General features: G+C 67.3%; 16 protein-coding genes. 10 read left to right on the top strand and 6 right to left on the bottom strand.

What is annotated here, in order from left to right; genetic code table 11:
- Positions 1-295: 295 nt before the first annotated feature.
- The 4 genes from RHM57_RS05675 to RHM57_RS05690 are packed head-to-tail and all read left to right on the top strand — an operon-like array spanning position 296 to position 4,488.
- Positions 296-2,722 (top strand): nitric-oxide reductase large subunit, encoded by a 2,427-nt coding sequence (locus RHM57_RS05675; protein ID WP_322189622.1) that lies wholly within the window; start codon positions 296-298, stop codon positions 2,720-2,722.
- Positions 2,722-3,381, top strand: a complete 660-nt coding sequence (locus tag RHM57_RS05680; RefSeq protein ID WP_134448894.1) for a hypothetical protein — start codon at positions 2,722-2,724, stop codon at positions 3,379-3,381. Before RHM57_RS05675 ends, RHM57_RS05680 begins: the two co-directional genes overlap by 1 nt.
- On the top strand, positions 3,378-4,208 hold the full coding sequence (locus RHM57_RS05685) for a slipin family protein (protein WP_322189623.1): 831 nt from the start codon (positions 3,378-3,380) through the stop codon (positions 4,206-4,208). Before RHM57_RS05680 ends, RHM57_RS05685 begins: the two co-directional genes overlap by 4 nt.
- Positions 4,201-4,488 carry a hypothetical protein gene (locus RHM57_RS05690; protein ID WP_134560194.1) on the top strand — a complete coding sequence of 96 codons (288 nt, stop codon included), beginning with the start codon at positions 4,201-4,203 and terminating at the stop codon, positions 4,486-4,488. The genes RHM57_RS05685 and RHM57_RS05690 overlap by 8 nt, the downstream gene beginning before the upstream one ends.
- 87 nt (positions 4,489-4,575) lie before the next feature.
- Here the strand turns inward: RHM57_RS05690 and RHM57_RS05695 are convergent, their stop codons facing one another.
- Entirely contained in the window at positions 4,576-5,739 is a 1,164-nt protein-coding gene (locus tag RHM57_RS05695; RefSeq protein WP_134561282.1) for a TIGR04053 family radical SAM/SPASM domain-containing protein, read from the bottom strand.
- A gap of 73 nt (positions 5,740-5,812) precedes the next feature.
- Here RHM57_RS05695 and RHM57_RS05700 point away from each other — a divergent pair, with 73 nt between their 5' ends.
- From RHM57_RS05700 to narI, 6 genes are all read left to right on the top strand, one after another.
- A complete protein-coding gene (locus RHM57_RS05700) occupies positions 5,813-6,577 on the top strand; it encodes a helix-turn-helix transcriptional regulator (protein WP_166787360.1) in 765 nt (254 codons plus the stop codon).
- Positions 6,578-6,584: 7 nt separating this feature from the next.
- Complete coding sequence (locus RHM57_RS05705) at positions 6,585-7,295, top strand: helix-turn-helix transcriptional regulator (protein ID WP_322189624.1); 711 nt, start codon at positions 6,585-6,587, stop codon at positions 7,293-7,295.
- Positions 7,296-7,427: 132 nt separating this feature from the next.
- Positions 7,428-11,162 carry a nitrate reductase subunit alpha gene (locus RHM57_RS05710; protein ID WP_322189828.1) on the top strand — a complete coding sequence of 1,245 codons (3,735 nt, stop codon included), beginning with the start codon at positions 7,428-7,430 and terminating at the stop codon, positions 11,160-11,162.
- On the top strand, positions 11,163-12,851 hold the full coding sequence (gene narH, locus RHM57_RS05715) for a nitrate reductase subunit beta (RefSeq protein WP_322189625.1): 1,689 nt from the start codon (positions 11,163-11,165) through the stop codon (positions 12,849-12,851). It abuts the gene before it with no gap.
- Positions 12,848-13,540 (top strand): nitrate reductase molybdenum cofactor assembly chaperone, encoded by a 693-nt coding sequence (gene narJ / locus RHM57_RS05720; RefSeq protein WP_322189626.1) that lies wholly within the window; start codon positions 12,848-12,850, stop codon positions 13,538-13,540. Before narH ends, narJ begins: the two co-directional genes overlap by 4 nt.
- The gene (narI, locus tag RHM57_RS05725; protein WP_134448902.1) at positions 13,537-14,310 is read left to right on the top strand and encodes a respiratory nitrate reductase subunit gamma; all 774 of its coding nucleotides are present in this window, start codon (positions 13,537-13,539) and stop codon (positions 14,308-14,310) included. The genes narJ and narI overlap by 4 nt, the downstream gene beginning before the upstream one ends.
- 206 nt (positions 14,311-14,516) lie before the next feature.
- Here the strand turns inward: narI and RHM57_RS05730 are convergent, their stop codons facing one another.
- From RHM57_RS05730 to moaC, 5 genes are all read right to left on the bottom strand, one after another.
- Positions 14,517-15,839: an MFS transporter gene (locus RHM57_RS05730; RefSeq protein WP_134448903.1), complete on the bottom strand. Its 1,323-nt coding sequence runs from the start codon at positions 15,837-15,839 to the stop codon at positions 14,517-14,519.
- Positions 15,840-16,008: 169 nt separating this feature from the next.
- Positions 16,009-16,248 (bottom strand): MoaD/ThiS family protein, encoded by a 240-nt coding sequence (locus tag RHM57_RS05735; RefSeq protein WP_134448904.1) that lies wholly within the window; start codon positions 16,246-16,248, stop codon positions 16,009-16,011.
- Entirely contained in the window at positions 16,248-16,535 is a 288-nt protein-coding gene (locus RHM57_RS05740; protein ID WP_174774645.1) for a DUF6457 domain-containing protein, read from the bottom strand. The genes RHM57_RS05735 and RHM57_RS05740 overlap by 1 nt, the downstream gene beginning before the upstream one ends.
- Positions 16,532-17,266 carry a molybdenum cofactor guanylyltransferase gene (gene mobA / locus RHM57_RS05745; RefSeq protein ID WP_134448905.1) on the bottom strand — a complete coding sequence of 245 codons (735 nt, stop codon included), beginning with the start codon at positions 17,264-17,266 and terminating at the stop codon, positions 16,532-16,534. The genes RHM57_RS05740 and mobA overlap by 4 nt, the downstream gene beginning before the upstream one ends.
- 8 nt (positions 17,267-17,274) lie before the next feature.
- Entirely contained in the window at positions 17,275-17,820 is a 546-nt protein-coding gene (moaC, locus tag RHM57_RS05750; protein WP_134448906.1) for a cyclic pyranopterin monophosphate synthase MoaC, read from the bottom strand.
- Between the last annotated feature and the right edge of the window lie 13 nt (positions 17,821-17,833).

Genomic DNA, 17,833 nt, shown 5'->3' on the forward strand with positions numbered 1-17,833 from the left:
CCGGTCTGAAAACGCCGGGAAGGCGCCCCATGCGGCGTGTCGCACCTCACCGGTGAATTTGTTTCGGCGATGTTTCGCCGCGGTCCTATTCCGGGGCCTCACCGTTTGATCTGGTGTTTATGTTCCGATCACTTCCCTTCGACGAGAATTGTGCGCATTAAAATGAAGTTAATAAGTTTTAAGACGTGGTAGTTTTTCCCCACCTCGCGTGACCCATTCGGGGGAGGAACTTCGGCTGTCGCGAGCGCGGGCATGCCGCACGACCTTGAACAAGGCAACAGCGAGAGGGTCCGACATGGTCCAACTGAAATCCGGGGTCGGAAGAATTCGTTCCGAGTTGATGGTGTCCAAGGGTTGGCTGCAGGGCGTCGCCCTCGTGATGATCTTCGGCTTCGCGGTGATGGGATTCCTCGCCGTGATGACGTACACCGATTCGATGCCCCAGCCCAAACAGGTCGTGGACGAACGGGGAACGGTCGTCTTCACGGGCGCCGAGATCACTGCCGGCCAGCAGACCTTCGTGCAACGCGGCCTTCAGGAATACGGCTCGATCGTCGGACACGGCGGCTATCTCGGTCCCGACTACACTGCCGACTATCTCCGCCGGTCCTCGACCTTCGTCCTCGACGCCCTCACCGCCTCGGGCGTGCAGGACCCGCACGGAGCACTCGTCACGATGGTGCGGACCAACCGGTACGACCCGGCAACGGGAAATCTCGTGTTCACGGACCTGCAGATCAGTGCGTTCGAGTCTGTCCAGAAACACTATGCGGACTTCTTCGGCACTCCGACGACCCAGAACGGGCTGATCCCGAGCGTGATCACCGATCCGGCCGAGATCCACGAGCTCACGGCGTTCTTCGCCTGGACCGCGTGGGGCTCCGCGGCCGAACGGCCGGGGCACAACTACTCGTACACCAACAACTGGCCGGCGGAGAAGCTCGTCGACAACGGGCCCACCGCGGACATCATCGTGTGGAGCGGTCTGTCGCTCATTTCGCTGATGGTCGCCCTCGGCGCGCTGTTCGCCCTCTACGGGCGCTGGAGCAAGCGAATGGGCTGGCAGCACGGAGAAGAGACCCCGCCGCTGTCCTTCAGGCAGCCCGGCGACGTCGCCGTCACCCCCGCCCAGTCTGCGACCGCCTGGTTCTTCTTCGTCGTCGCGTTGATGTTCCTCGCGCAGGCGTTCCTCGGCGCGGCCGTCGAACACTACCGGGTCGATCTGACGAGCTTCTTCGGGATCGACCTCGCCCAGCTGTTGCCGATCAACCTCGCCAGGACCTGGCACGTGCAACTCTCCCTGCTCTGGACAGCAGCCTCGTTCCTCGCGGCAGGGATCTTCCTCGCGCCGTATATCTCGGGTCACGAACCGAAGCGGCAGCACTGGCTCGCATACATCCTCCTGGGAGCCCTCGCCTTGGTCGTCGCCGGTTCCCTAGCGGGAGAAGCCCTCAGCATCTTCGGCGTCACCGCCGCCAAGGACTCGCCGTTCTGGGGGATGCAGTGGGAGTACATCGACCTGCCGAAGTTCTGGCAGGGCTTGCTGACCGTCGGGATGTTCATCTGGATCGCGATCATCTACCGCGGTATCCGGGCCCGGCTGAAGTCTGAACACCGGTTCAACCTGCCGTGGCTGTTCTTCTATTCGGGTCTCTCCATCCCCGCCTTCTACGCCGTCGGCATGCTCGCCGGCAGCGAAGTGACACTGAGCGTCGCCGAATTCTGGCGCTTCTGGGTTGTGCATCTCTGGGTCGAGGACTTCCTCGAACTTTTCACGACCGTCATGGTCGCCTACATCTTCGTGATGCTCGGCGTCGTGCACCGCCGGATCGCGATGCAGATCATCCTGCTCGACGTGATCCTGTACTCCGCGGGCGGAATCCTCGGAACCATGCACCACCTGTACTTCTCGGGAACCCCCGTCGAGCACATGGCGCTGGGTGCGTTCTTCTCCGCACTCGAGGTGATCCCGCTGACGTTCCTCACTGTGGAAGCGTGGAGCTTCCTGCAACTCGGGGCCCGCCAGCAATCCCGAAGCGCCGCCCCGTTCCCACACCGCTGGTCGGTGATGTTCCTCGTGGCCGTCGGCTTCTGGAACTTCCTCGGCGCCGGCGTCTTCGGATTCCTGATCAACCTCCCGATCGTCTCGTACTACGAGATCGGCACCGCCCTGACCGCCAACCATGCCCACGCGTCGATGATGGGCGTCTACGGGATGATGGGCGTGGGACTATCCCTCTTCGCCCTGCGCTACCTGATTCCGGCCAAACGCTGGCCGGACCGGCTCGCCAAGATCTCGTTCTGGTCGCTCAACATCGGCCTGGCCTGGATGACCTTCGCGACGCTCCTGCCGCTCGGTGTGCTGCAGTTGTGGCACTCCGTCAGCGATGGCTACTTCGAGGCCCGCAGCATGAACTTCATCACCGGAACCGGCAACACGGTCCTGGAATGGCTGCGGATGCCCGGCGACCTCGTCTTCATCTTCGGGGGAGTCGTTCCGTTCGTCTGGATCGCCTGGCTGGGCGTGCGGTACCGCATCAAGGGAACCACCCAGGATGTCCCGATGGAGGCCCTCTTCGTGGAGGCGCAGCCCGCCGGGGCGGTCGGCGGCACTTCCGATGCGGGTGTCGATGGCGCGACACCGGAGTCCGGGTACGGGTCGGGCTACCGCAGGCGCGTCGCCGATCAGGACGGTGAGAACCGGCCGGACAGGGGCGCGTGATGGAGACGGTCAATCCTGACGTCTGGTTCGCCCTCGGCTACGGCGGCTTCCTGCTGCTCGTGGCGCATGTCCTGGACATCCTGGCCCGGCGCACGGCGGCGGCGACGACGAGCGCGCGGTCCGGGGGATTCGAGTACCACGAGGGACACGACGCCTGGACCTGTTCCGAAGACCAGTGGCTCTGGCCGATCTCCTTCGACCCGGAGAATCGGGTGACCCGGTACCGCGCTTCCCCGACCGTCTGCAATCCGTGCCCGGTCAAGGACGACTGCACTCCGTCCCACGCGGGCCGGGAGGTCGTGCGGAACATCGATTCCTGGCCGAGCTCCGAAGCCGAGCGATTCCACAGGGGGATCGCCTGTGCCGTCGTGGTCCTCGGGGTCATCTGGCCGATCGCCGTCATGTTCCAGGGCCGCACCGGCCTCGAACTGCTCATCCTGGGAGTCGTGTCCGCGATCATCGCAGCGGGCAGCTGGCCGCTCTGGTCCCATCTCCGACGCGCTCCCGCGCGCTTCCCCGATCACCTCACGGCGCTCGGACTCGAAGACAACGAGGACCAGCGGGCCGCCATCTCGGCGAACGAACTCGCCAGGCGGAGCGGCTACGGCAGCATCCGCAAGACGGGACCGCGCACGGTCCCCGGAAAGGAAGCCCGATGACCGGAATACTCGTGACGGCCGGCGTCATCCTCCTGATCGTCGTGGTCTGGTTGACCGTCGCCTTCACGGTCCTGCAGGAGTACGAGCGGGGGGTCGCCTTCCGGTTCGGCCGCCTTCGGCAGCTCCGCGAACCCGGAGTGCAGATGGTCTTTCCGGGCATCGACACGATGGTCAGGGTGGACCTGCGTATCGTCACCCTCACGATTCCGCCGCAGGACGTCATCACCAAGGACAACGTGCCCGCGCGGGTCAATGCCGTCGTGCTCTTCCAGGTCACCGACCCGCTGCGGTCCGTGATGGCGGTTGAGAACCACGCGGTGGCGACCTCACAGATGGCCCAGACGACCCTGCGCTCCGTCGTCGGGCGAGCGGACCTCGACACCCTGCTCGCGCATCGGGCCGACCTGAACGAGGATCTGGCCAGGAGTATCAATGCGCAGACAGAGCCGTGGGGAGTCCAGGTCAAGGTCGTCGAGATCAAGGACGTCGAGATTCCCCAGGCCATGCAGCGCGCCATGGCGCGCGAGGCCGAAGCCGAGCGGGAGAGGCGGGCGAAGATCATCAACGCCCACGGCGAACTGCAGGCCTCGGAAGAGCTCGGCCAGGCCGCGGAGATCCTCAGCCGCAATCCGGCGTCGCTCCAGCTGCGCTACCTGCAGACCCTGCTCGAGCTCGGCGCGGACCACAACTCGACCGTGGTCTTCCCGCTGCCGATGGACATCATCGGGCCGTTCCTGAAGAAAGTACCGCAGTGGCTCGACCCAACCGAGCCCGGCCGTCCCGGCCAGACTCACGGAGAGAAAACGGATGTGACCGACCATGGCTGACACAGTGCACGCGGAGCGGGGCACGCATGTGCCGACGATCGGTTCGGCTCACGACCGGGGTGTCAGCATCCGCCTGATGCTGATCGGGGTGCTCGTCGGGCTGTTCGGTCCCATCGGCGGCTTCCTCGGCGGCACGATCGTCAACGCCGACCACACTATCGCCGGCCTCGAACCACTGTTCGTCTGGCTCTTCCTCGGCATGATCGTCGGTGGGATCGGCGTCACGGTCGGCATCATCGGCGCCTTGCGCTGGGTTCGCGGCAACCACCACCTCGAATAGCGCTCCGAACCAATTCGACGGAGTTCGTGCCGTTCGGGTCGCCCCACCCGCCCAGGTGCCGAAAACCCCACGAGTCCGTCGACTGGGTCAGGAAACCGGGACGGTGGCGACCGGCCGGTACGCGCAGCTCGGATCCTCGGCGAGAGGATCGCCGGTGACTGCGTACGCGTGCGAGCGGGAACCGCCGCAGACCGTGCGGAACTCGCACGCTCCGCACCGGCCGCCGAATGAATCCGGGGTGCGCAGCTCCTGGAGTAGCCGCGCCTCCCGGTAGATCTCGGGGAACGACTGCTCACGCACCGAACCGACGGACACGGGCAGGAACCCGCTCGGGTAGACCGCGCCGACGTGGTCGACGAATGCGAAGCCGCGGCCGGAGTTGACATCGATCGGGGCGCGCGGCGCGCGGCGCCTGGGCTCGTCCCCGGTCAGCAGTTCCGCGGTGTCGCACCGCAACCGGGCGCGCAGCGGGCCGACGGGGAACGCCGCATCGAGATCGGCGACACCGGCGCGCTGGATTGCGATCCGGCGGTAGTGCGGCGCCTCCGTCGTCTTGATCGCGACGAGTTCGGAGACATCGTGCAGCCAGTGCAGCACCTCTTCGGCCTCGGTGGAGGTGAGCGCGTTGAGAAGCTTGCCGCGCCCGGTCGGGACGAGGAAGAACACGCTCCACAGCGTCGTGCCGAGCTCGAGGACCGTCTTCAGGATGGCGGGCAGCTCGTGGACGGTGTCGCGGGTGACGGTCGTGTTGATCTGCAGCCGGCAGCCGACGTCGCGCACCATCCGTGCGGCGACCATCGTGTCGTCGAAGACCCCGTCGACACCGCGGAAGGCATCATGGGTCGCCGCGGATGCCCCGTCGAGGGAGAGCGACACCGCCTTCGCTCCGGCGTCGTGCAGCTCGACAAGGACCTCCCGGGTGAGGCGTGGGGTGACGGAGGGCGAGAGGGCCATGCTGAGGCCCAGGCCCGTTCCGTGGGCCACGAGTTCGGGGAGGTCGGGGCGTTCGAAGGGGTCGCCGCCGGTGAGGACGACGAGCGGGCGGGGCGTGCCGAACGACGCGAGATCGTCCAGGAGCTTCCGGCCCTGGTCGGTGGTCAGCTCGAAGGGATTGCGGGTGCGAATGGCGTCCGCACGGCAATGCGTGCAGACGAGCTGGCAGGCCCGCGTCACCTCCCAGATCACGATGAAGGGACGCTCGCCGGCATCGTGGTGCAGGTGTCGAACGGCGCGCGTTGCGGTGTCAGTCACGTGATCCTGGTCCGGTACAGCTCGAATGCGCACCTCAGTTGTTTTTACCACACTTATAGGGAAAACTAGGGGTGTGCCTGCCTCCGACCTCGATGCCCGTACCCACCGCGCCCTCTCCGGCGTGAGCCGGGTCGCCGTCCTCGACGTGCTGCGCACCCACCGGATGCCGCTGGACGTTCCCGCACTCGCGGCGGCGGTCGGCCTGCACCCCAACACCGTTCGCTCGCACCTCGAACGGCTCCTCGAGGTCGGCCTCGTGACCGAGACGGTCGAGGCGCGGACGCGACCTGGCCGTCCCCGCCTGCTCTACGCCGCGGTACCGCCCGAGGCGGAACCCGCCGGGCCCGGTTCCGCCGGGCCGGCAGAATCCGGGACCTCCGAGGACTCCTACCGACTCCTCGCGGGCCTCCTCGCGGACAGCCTTGCCGCAGGAGCCCCCGACGCGCGCCCCGGCAATGAAAAGGCCGGCGACGCCGGGCGACGCTGGTCGGAACAGTTCGTGCCCGCCGACGAGCCAGCTGCCGGTCCGGTTGATCCCGCTGGAGCGATCGACCGGGTGGTCGAGATCCTCGACGGCGTTGGTTTCGCCCCCGCCCTGTCGGAGGACCGCACCGCGATCGAACTGCATCACTGTCCGTTCCTGGACGTCGCGAAAGACCACAGCGCCATCGTGTGCTCCGTGCACCGCGGACTGATGCAGGGTGCACTGGACCGGATGCACGCGCCCACCATCGGCATCCGCCTCGAGCCGTTCGTGCGCCCGGGGGTATGCGTCGCACATGTGCTCTACTCCTCAAACCCGGCACACCATGGCGGCTTCCTGACAAAGAGCGGATAGTAGACCCATGTCTTCGAGCCCACCGTCGAGCTACCGCACGCTCGCGTCGTTCAGCAGAATCAAACTGCTGTACTTTCTGCAACAGCGCGGGACGATGACGGTCGGCGACCTCGCCGAGGCCACCGGGCTGCACCACAACACGACACGCGAACACCTGCAACGCCTGATCAATGACGGATTCGTCACCTGTGAACCCGAAGAGCGCGACGTCAAGGGCCGGCCGCGGATGCTCTACAGTGCGGCTGCCGGCGTCGACCATCGGGAGGGCTCGATCCGGGTCGCGAAGATCGAGGCCGCCGAACGGCGCGGCGACCTGGTCCGGCGGATGCTGCCGGTCAGCGCCGCGATCGACTCGCCCTTGCAGCGGCAACTGGACGCCCTCGACGACCACCTCGACCAGACCGGGTTCGACGGGCGGATCGACGCGGACGGGCGTCACGTCAGGCTGCACGATTGTCCGTACATCGAGATGGTCAAGGAACACCCGGAGGTCTGCCGCGTGCACCTCGGCCTGCTCCAGGGGATCCTGCAGCAGACCGGCGGTCCGCTGACGGCCGACGCGCTGCATCCGCTCGACGAGCCGGACTCCTGCACACTGGACCTCCGGCACTCCGACGAGGGTGCTGAGTGTGAGGAATCCGAGGGGGCCGATGCCGGGCCCGTTCGGGTGCCCACCGAGACCGACGTGGTTATTATTCACGGCGTTTTCCGCTTGTAGCCCGTTCGGGTGCCCGTGAGACTCGGATGCGAGGGTGGTTGCTGAATCGGCAATGCCCGGCACCGCAAGGGGTATGTCGTGAAAACTCTCAAGAACTCGAGCTTCTCGAAGCGCAAAGCCGGCCAGCCCGGCATCAAACCGGGCATCGACGGCCCGATCGCGGACAGCATCCTGAACCTCGGCCGTTTCCTTCGCAGGGGCGAGACCTCGCCGGACCTGCGCTCCCTGTTCCTCGAAGGCGGCAGGGACGCCGACAGCTTCTATCGCGACCGCTGGACCCACGACAAGGAGGTGCGGTCCACCCACGGCGTGAACTGCACCGGCTCCTGTTCGTGGAAGGTGTACGTCAAGGACGGCATCATCACCTGGGAGACCCAGCAGACCGACTACCCCTCCGTCGGCCCTGACTCGCCGGAGTACGAACCCCGCGGCTGCCCCCGTGGCGCAGCATTCAGCTGGTACACCTACTCGCCGACCCGGGTGCGGTACCCCTACGTGCGCGGCGTGCTGCTCAACCTCTACCGTGAGGCGAAGGCACGCCTCGGCGACCCGGTGCTCGCCTGGGCCGACGTCACCGGCAACCCCGAGTCTGCCAAGGCCTACAAGAGCGCTCGCGGCAAGGGCGGCCTGGTGCGCGCGAGCTGGGACGAGGCCGCGGAAATCGTCGCCGCCGCCCACGTGCACACCATCAAGACCTACGGGCCGGACCGAATCGCCGGTTTCTCGCCGATCCCGGCGATGTCGATCGTCTCGCAGGGCGTCGGCAACCGCTTCATCTCCATGCTCGGCGGCACGATGCTGTCCTTCTACGACTGGTACGCCGACCTCCCCGTCGCGAGCCCGCAGGTTTTCGGCGACCAGACCGACGTCCCGGAATCCGCCGACTGGTGGAACTCGTCCTACCTGATCATGTGGGGCTCGAACGTGCCGGTCACCCGCACCCCCGACGCCCACTTCATGGTCGAGGCCCGGTACCGTGGACAGAAGGTCATCACGGTCTCTCCCGACTACGCCGACAACTCCAAGTTCGCCGACGAATGGCTCGCCGTTCACCCCGGCACCGACGGCGCCCTTGCGATCGCGATGGGCCACGTCGTTCTCAAGGAGTTCCTCGTCGACCGGCGGACCCCGCGTTTCGTCGACTACATGAAGCGCTACAGCGACTCCGCCTACCTGATCACGCTCACGAAACGCGGCGACGCCTGGGTGCCCGGCAAGTTCATGACGGCGGATGCCCTCCCCGACACCGAGCCGACGGTCGCGAGCGCGGCGTTCAAGCCGATCCTCCTCGACCAGGACGGCCGCACCGTCATCCCGAACGGATCGATCGGACACCGCTTCTCCGAGACCGACGTCGGCAGGTGGAACCTCGACCTCGAGGGCGTCGACCCGCTGCTCTCGATCATGGACGCGCCGGACTACGACGGCGCATCCGCTTCGGTCGACCTGCCGCGCTTCGACGTGTCGCCGACGACAGACGACGCGGGGGAGCAGCAGGCCGGCGGCGCCGGTATCATCCGCCGCGGCGTGCCCGTGCGGCGCGTCGCCGGCGAACTCGTGACGACCGTCTTCGACCTCCTCCTCGCCCAGTACGGCGTCGGTCGCGACGGGCTGCCGGGCATCTGGCCAACGGGCTACGACGATGCGTCCTCGCCCGGCACCCCTGCCTGGCAGGAGGCCATCACCTCGGTGCCGATGCAGGCTGCTGAACGCATCGGCCGCGAATTCGCGCAGAACGCCGAGGAATCGGGCGGTCGCTCGATGATCCTGATGGGGGCAGGCACGAACCACTGGTTCCATTCCGACACGATCTACCGGGCCTTCCTCGCCCTCACGACGATGACCGGCTGCCAGGGCGTCAACGGCGGCGGCTGGGCCCACTACGTCGGGCAGGAAAAGGTCCGCCCGCTCACCGGCTACGGACAATACGCCTTCGGCCTCGACTGGGTGCGCCCTCCCCGCCAGATGATCGGCACCGGCTTCTTCTACCTCGCGACCGACCAGTGGCGCTACGACGGGCTGTCCGCCGACACCCTCTCGAGCCCGCTCGGAGTCGGTACCTTTGCCGGCCGCACCACCGCGGACTGCCTTGTCGAATCGACGAAGCGCGGCTGGATGCCGAGCTACCCGACGTTCAACCGGAATTCGCTCGACCTCGTCGACGACGCCGTCGCCGCCGGGGTCGACCCGGCCCAGTACGTGGTCGAGTCGCTGGAGGACGGCAGCCTCGCGTACTCGGTCGAGGACCCCGACGCACCGGAGAACTTCCCTCGCGTGATGGTCGTCTGGCGGGCGAACGTACTCGGCTCTTCCGGCAAGGGCAACGAATACTTCCTCAAGCACCTGCTCGGCACCACGAGTGCCGTGCGCGCGCCCGAATCCCCGCCGGAGAAGCGCCCGAAGACGATAAAGTGGCACGAGTCCGCTCCGGAGGGAAAGCTCGACCTCCTCGTGACGAGCGACTTCCGGATGACCTCGACGACCGTCTTCAGCGATGTGGTCCTGCCGCCGGCCACCTGGTACGAGAAGAACGACCTGTCGACGACGGACATGCATCCGTTCATCCACTCGTTCAACCCCGCGATCACGCCGCCGTGGCAGGCGAAGACCGACTTCGACATCTTCCACATCCTCGCGAAGAAGATCTCCGAGCTCTCGGTCGACCACCTCGGCGTGCGCCGGGACATCGTCGCCGTGCCCCTGACGCACGACACCCCCGATGCGATGGCGACCCCGCACGGAACCGTGCAGTACGGCCAGCCGCTCGTGCCCGGCATCACGATGCCCAAGCTCGTCGTCGTCGAGCGCGACTACCCGGGCTTCGCAGACAAGCTCGGCGCACTCGGCCCGCTCACCGCGAAACTGGGCATGGTCACGAAGGGCGTCAAGTTCAATCCCGATGTCGAGGTCGAGTACCTCGGCCGGAAGAACGGTCTCGTCGAGAGCGGCCCCGCTGCCGGCCGGCCGCGCCTCACGACCGCGATCCACGCCTGCGAGATGGTGCTGGCCCTCTCCGGCACCACGAACGGCCGTCTCGGCACCCAGGGCTTCCGGCAGCTCGAGGAGCGCACGGGCATGAAGCTCGCCCACCTCGCGAGCGACAACGAGGGCAGGCGCTTCTCATACCCGGATGTCCAGGGCGCGCCCGTCCCCGTCCTCACCTCCCCGGAGTGGTCCGGCAGCGAGCACGGCGGTCGCAGGTACAGCGCCTTCACGATCAACGTCGAGCACCTCAAACCGTGGCACACGCTGACCGGGCGGCAACACTTCTACCTCGACCACGACTGGATGATCGAGCTCGGGGAGCAGCTGCCGATCTTCAGGCCGCCGCTCGACATGCACCGCCTGTTTGACGACTCGATCGTCGGTTCCACGGCGGCGACCGGTTCGACGGGGTCGAAGGGCCGCGCGGAGGTCGCCGTGCGCTACCTGACGCCGCACTCGAAGTGGTCGATCCACTCCGAATACCAGGACAACCTGATGATGCTCTCGCTGTCCCGCGGCGGGCCGACGATCTGGATGTCACCGCAGGACGCCGACAAGATCGGCGTGCGCGACAACGAATGGATCGAGTCGTACAACCGCAACGGCGTCGTCGTCGCACGGGCCATCGTCTCGCACCGGATGCCGGAGGGCACCGTGTACATGTACCACGCGAAGGACCGCACGATCAACGTACCGATCGCCGAGACGAGCGGCATGCGCGGCGGAACCAACAACTCGCTGACCCGGATCCTGCTCAAGCCCAGCCACCTGATCGGCGGCTACGCCCAGCTGTCCTTCGCCTTCAACTACCTCGGCCCGACCGGGAACCAACGCGACGAGGTCACCGTGATCCGTCGACGCAGCCAGGAGGTTGAGTACTAAATGCGCGTAATGGCCCAAATGTCGATGATCATGAATCTCGACAAGTGCATCGGCTGCCACACCTGCTCCGTGACCTGCAAGCAGGTCTGGACCAACCGCACCGGCGTCGAATACGTCTGGTTCAACAACGTCGAGACGCGGCCAGGCCTCGGTTACCCGAAGCGGTACGAGGACCAGGAGAAGTGGAACGGCGGCTGGGTGCGCAACAAGCGCGGACGCCTGAAACTGCGCTCCGGCGGCCGGCTCAAGCGGCTCGCCACGATCTTCAACAACCCCGACCTGCCCGTCATCGACGACTACTACGAGCCGTGGACCTACGACTACGACATGCTCACCAAAGCTCCGCTCAGCACCGAGAGTCCCGTCGCCCGACCCAAATCCCTACTGACCGGCAAGAACATGGACATCAAGTGGTCAGGCAACTGGGACGACGACCTCGGTGGTTCCCAGGAGACCGCGGCGGAGGACCCCATCCTCGCGACGATGAGCGAGCACGTGAAGATGGAGTTCGAGAACACCTTCATGTTCTACCTGCCACGGATCTGTGAGCACTGCCTGAACCCGGCCTGCGTCGCGGCGTGCCCATCCGGTGCGATGTACAAGCGCGAGGAGGACGGCATCGTCCTCGTCGACGAGGATGCCTGCCGCGGCTGGCGGATGTGCGTCTCGGCCTGCCCATACAAGAAGGTCTACTTCAACCACAAGACCGGCAAGGCGGAGAAGTGCACCCTCTGCTATCCGCTGATCGAACAGGGCAAGCCGACCATCTGCTCGGAGACCTGCGTCGGTCGACTGCGCTACCTGGGCCTGATGCTCTACGACGCCGACGCCGTGCTCGCCGCCGCCGCGATCGAGAACGACCAGGACCTGCTCGAGGCCCAGCGCGGGGTGTTCCTCGACCCGTTCGACCCCGAGGTCATCGCCGCGGCGAAGGCGGAGGGCATGGAGGACGACTGGATCCTCGCCGCGCAGAACAGCCCGATCTACAAGCTCATCTCCGAGTACAAGGTCGCCCTGCCGCTGCACCCCGAGTATCGAACGATGCCGATGGTCTGGTACATCCCGCCGCTGTCCCCGGTCGTCGACGTCATCTCGACGACGAACAACGACGGTGAGGACGCCCGCACCCTGTTCGCCGCAATCGACAAGCTGCGCATCCCCATCGAATACCTCGCCGGGCTGTTCTCGGCCGGAGATGTCGTCCCGGTCGAATCCTCGCTGCGGAAGCTCGCCGCGATGCGTTCGTACATGCGCGACATCAACCTCGGCCGGGACCGCGACGAGTCCATCCCCGAGGCCGTCGGCATGACCGGCACCGAGATCGAAGCAATGTACCGCCTCCTCGCGATCGCCAAGTACGAGGACCGTTACGTGATCCCGAAGGCGCACGTCGAGACGGCGCGCGAGCTCGAGGAGCTCGCGTGCTCGCTCGACACCGACGGCGGCCCCGGCATGGGCGGCCCGACGTCGACCGCCGCAGGGCCCTATGGCAAGACACCGGGAATGCCGTTCAACGCGACGGTCGACAACTACAACGAGATGATCGGCAAGGGCGGGGAGAAGACCAAGCCGACAACGCCCGGCCGGCTCAACCTGTTGAATTGGAACGGCTCGGGGGCGCCGAAGGGCCTGTTCCCGCCGATCCCGCCGATCATTCCGCCCGTCGCCGACACCGGGAGCCCCGCATGAGGCTCCCAAAGCTTCCGCCGCGCACCGTCAGGGCGATTCCGCTCAGTGCGGAGGACGGCGCCATCGCGCACATGGCGGCGTCGATCCTGCTCGATTATCCAACCATCGAACGCCGGGCGCGGTTTGCGGTCGTCGCCGAATCGGTCACGCTGCTGCCCGACCCGCTTCGGCACGCCTTCGAGGCGTTCCTTGGCGCGGCCGGCACCATGGACCAGCAGCAGCTCGAGGTGCACTTCACGGCCACGTTCGACCTCAAACGCAAGTGCTGCCCGTACCTCTCGTACTACGCCGCCGGCGACACCCGTCGCCGGGGCATGGCGCTGGTGCGCTTCGTCGAGGCGTATCGCGCGGCCGGCTGGGAGGTCGCGGCGGACGAACTGCCCGACTACCTTCCGATGGTGCTCGAATTCTCGGCGCTCAGCGATTCGCCCATCGCACGGGAGCTGCTGGCGGCACACCGCGACGGGATCGAGGTGCTCCGCACCGCACTCGAGACCATCGAGAGCCCGTACGCGCACGTCGTCGAAGCGGTCTCCCTCTCACTCCCGAGCATCGATGAGGAAACCCGCGAACGCTACCTGAACCTCGTGAACGAGGGCCCGCCGACGGAGACGGTCGGCATGACCTTCCTCGGCAATCTCAAACCATTTTCGCCGTCCGGCATCGCGAGTGAGGAACTCAGGGTATGAACCCGATCGACTTTCTACTGTGGGTGGCGTTCCCGTACGCGGCCATGGCCGTGTTCGTGGTCGGCCACATCTTCCGGTACCGGCACGACCAGTTCGGCTGGACTTCCCGGTCGAGCCAGGTCTACGAGAACCGGCTGCTTCGCTGGGGATCACCGATGTTCCACTACGGCATCCTGATGGTTCTCGGCGGCCACGTCGTCGGGCTCCTGGTTCCCAAGGAATGGCTCGAATTCGTCGGCGTCTCCAATGAGATCTACCACGTCGGCGCGACCTGGCTCGGCAGTATCGCGGCCGTCCTCACCCTCGCCGGGCTTGCGATCCTGATCTACCGGCGGCGGCTGAACACCCGGGTGCTGCTCGCCACAACGGTGATGGACAAGGTCATGTACCTGCTCCTCGGGGCGACCCTGCTGTTCGGGACCACCGCCACCGTGCTGTTTCAGGTGCTCGGTGCCGGCTACGACTACCGCGGAACCATCTCACCGTGGGTGCGCGGGCTGCTCTCGGCCCAGCCGGACCCGTCGCTGATGGCTCATGTGCCGTTCTTCTTCCAGCTGCACGTACTGACCGCGACCCTGCTGTTCCTGCTCTGGCCGTTCACCAGGCTCGTGCACGTGTTCTCGGCCCCGATCGGCTACATCGTGAGACCGTACATCGTCTACAGGTCGCGCGACTCTCACAGGGGATCCGGCGCGCGCAAGGCCCGCCGCGGCTGGGAGAAGAGCGTACTGCCGGCATCCGCCAGGGACAGGGACGACGCTCGCCGCTAGTCGGACCCGCCTCACTTCGCTCCAGAGAAGCGCCCGCACGACACCGAATCGTGCGGGCGCTTCGTCGTCCCCGCTGGTCTTCGCTCATCCCCGTGTTAACTCAGGAAGACCGGGCGGGCGCGACGAAGGCCCCCGCTCCAGAGAGCGGCGGCCTTCGTCGTGGTGGTGCCAGGTGGTGCGCTGAGCCGGCGGCCGGGTGGTGCCGGTCAGCTCGGGTACGGAGCGCCGGGACGTGCGTAGTAGTGCCACGCGAGCCAGGTGCAGAAGACGCAGAAGACCGCGCAGCCGACGAAGAACGCGGTGGGACTGATCGCCGTGAGCGCGATGCCTACGATGAACGGGCCGAATGCCGCGATGGCGCTCGTCCAGGCGATCGCCCCGCCGGCCTGCCGCTTGGGGAAGATCATCGGCATCTGCTTGAACGTGCCGGCGTTCGCAAATCCCGCGAAGGTGAAGATGATGAGCATCCCGGTGAGGAAGCCCCAGAAGTCGGACACGCTGCTCGGGCTGAGGAAGAACGCGGTGACCACGGTGCCGACGGTCATGCCGATACCCCCGATCAGGGTGAAGATCGCGCCGCCCCACCTGTCGCAGAACGGACCGCTGGCCGCGCGCACGAGGGCGCCGACGACGGGGCCGATGAAGGCGAAGGCGAGCGGATTCGGGGCATCGGGAAAGTGCCCGTAGACGTTCAGGATGATCAGGCCCATCTGTGCAGCGAGGCCGCTGTACGCACCGAAACTCATCAGGTAGATGGCCGTCATGATCCAGGTGTGCTTGATCCTGAAGATGTCCATCTGCTGGCGGAAGTTCGCCGTGACCGGGACCCGGCGCAGATAGACGATCGCGAGGACGACGGCGAGGAGTGCCCAGGGGATCAGGACGAGGCCGCCGTTGTGCAGCCAGACCAGGTCGCCCTTGGCGCTGCTCTGAGGGGTGAGCGCCGCGGTGCCGAGCAGGCCGAAGCCGACGACCCACGGCAGCAGCAGCTGCATGAGGCCGATCCCGAAGTTACCGATGCCCGCCTGAAGTCCGAGCGCGGTGCCGGCGAGGCGCTTGGGAAAGAAGTAGCTGGTCGAGGCCATGAATCCGGAAAACGTCCCTCCGCCGATGCCGGCGGAGAAGGCGAGCGCGAGCAGCACCCAGTATGGGGTCGCAGTGTCGCGGGCCGCGAGCGTCCAACCGAGCATCGGCAGGACGAGGAGGGCGGACGACATGGCCACGAGGGACCGGGTGCCCATGATCGGCGGCAGGAACATGAAGACGAGTCGCAGCAATCCGCCGGCGAGTCCGGGGATGGCCACAAGCCAGTAGAGCTGGCCGGGCGCGAGGGAATAGCCGATGTCGTTCAGACGTGGGGCGATCGCGCTCACGAGGTACCAGGCCGCAAAGGCAAGCGTCAGGCTGAAGGTCGTGATCCACAGGGTGCGCCACGCGAGCTTGGGATCCCAGGTTTCTTCATTCTCCGGATCCCAGTTGGAGAGGTCTGGTTTGAGCTTCGACGAGACGAGTGCGGAAGGGACTGACATGTGCTTCCTCGGACTAGGTGGTTTCGGGCCGTGCGGCCCGCGTAACTACCACCCTGACCGTGCGTGCGGACCTCGACAATCGCGGAACACCGTGAAAAATCATTCCCCTCCGATCAGGCCGGGTCAGTCGGATCGTGCCGCTCACACCCGGTCCGCGTCGATCTGCGGTTCAGCCGCCGGCGAAGGGGGGCAACACGTCGACGGTGTCGGTCCCGGCGAGGGGCACCGCGTCATCCGCTGCCCTGATGCCGTTGACCAGCAGGGAACAGCGCGACAGGATCCTGGCGAACTCGGTGCCGTGGCGGTCGGCCAGGAGCGTACGGAGATCGCCGATGCTGGCAACGTCGACGGTCGTGGTCTCAGTGCCCGCGGACTCTGCCACGGCCGCGAAGAAGCGGATGCCGGCCACTAGCGGGTCTCGGTGGGGTGTGTCTTCGCCCACTCGAGGGCCAGCCCGGTGGCGGTGGCGCAGGCCTGCTCGATGTCTGCTGCGGTGCCGCCGTTGCGGGCAGCGGCGAAACCGACGAGGAACGTGCTGAGCGGGGCGGCGGGGCGGGCGACGCCGTGCGCGACGTCGCGGGCGACGTCGAGGAGAGTGCCGACCGGCACGTCGGCCGGATCGAGGTCGAGCCCGGCGGCGAGGACGGCAAGCCAGTCGTCGAGGGCCTCGGGAGGCAGGGGGGTGGAGGTGCTCATGGGGTGTCGCTCCTCGGAGGGGTGGTGCTGACCGGGCTGGGTCCCGACAGGAGCGCGGTGCTCCACTCAACATCCTGCCACGTGTCCACGTCGCGGCTGCTTCCCGAGTCGTCACGGACCCCGACGAGCCGAAGCCCGGACAGGAGGGCGCGCATGCTCGCGCCGTTCGCTGCGGGGCCGAGGCGTGCCGCGGCGTCCCGGAGGGTGCTCGCCCGGTAGAGACCGGCGAGCCACTGGGGGTGACCGTCCGGGTCGGACAGGTGCAGGCCGTCCAGGGCGTCTGTGCCGGTGGTGTTCCTGCCTGCGCGGTCAGCGAGGGCCTGGTCGGCGAGGGCTGCGACGAGGGTGCCGGCGGCATCCGCCGCCCAGGGCAGGTCGCACGCGAGGACGAGCAGCCACTCGGCCGGGGCATCGGCCGGGGCGCCGGCTGAGGTTGCGGGTGAGGGTGCCGCGAGGGCCGCGAGGCCGGCGGCGATGCCCGCGACGGGGCCGCCGAACGGGGGATCCTCGAGCGCCCAGAGCACTCCGGCCGCCTCGGGGCCGGCGGCGACCCGTGCTGACGCCGGCCCGACGACGACGACTCGACGGGCGAGGGTCCGAGCGTCGAGCACCCGGGAAAGCAGTGTGCGGCCCGCGACGTCGACGGCGGCCTTGACGGCGCCGCCGAGCCGGCTGCCGCGGCCGCCCGCAAGCACGATCAGGTCGACCTGAGGGGTGAGGGCTTCAGGCATGGGCGGTCCTACTCCGCGGGGCGCAGCCAGTCGCCGGACTTGCCGCCGGTCTTGCTGATCAGGCGGATGTCCCCGATGCTGACGGACTTGTCGAGTCCCTTCACCATGTCGACGACCGCCAGCGCAGCGATCGACACGGCCGTGAGCGCCTCCATCTCGACGCCGGTGCGGTCGGCCGTGCGGATGGTCGCCGCCACCCGCACGCCGGTGTCTTCGATCGTGAGGTCGACAGCCGCGCCGTGCACCCCGATCACATGGGCGAGGGGGAGCAGGTCCGCGCACTTCTTCGCGCCCTGGATGCCCGCGATGCGCGCGACGGCGAGCACATCGCCCTTGGGCGTCGTGCCGTCGCGCAGCGCGGCGACCACGCGGGGCCCGCAGAATACGAAACCCGCGGCGGTCGCGCTGCGCACGGTCGGCTGCTTCTCGGTCACGTCGACCATCCGGGCCTGGCCGGCGGTATTGAGATGCGTGAACGGCTGCCCGGCCTGCGCATTCGGCGCAGCGTGCCCTTCGGGTCTGGCGGCGGCGGTTTCGTCTCGGGCGGAAGTCATACCACCAGCATGA

This window comes from Cryobacterium sp. 10S3 (genome assembly GCF_034344045.1).
GTDB lineage: Bacteria > Actinomycetota > Actinomycetes > Actinomycetales > Microbacteriaceae > Cryobacterium > Cryobacterium glucosi.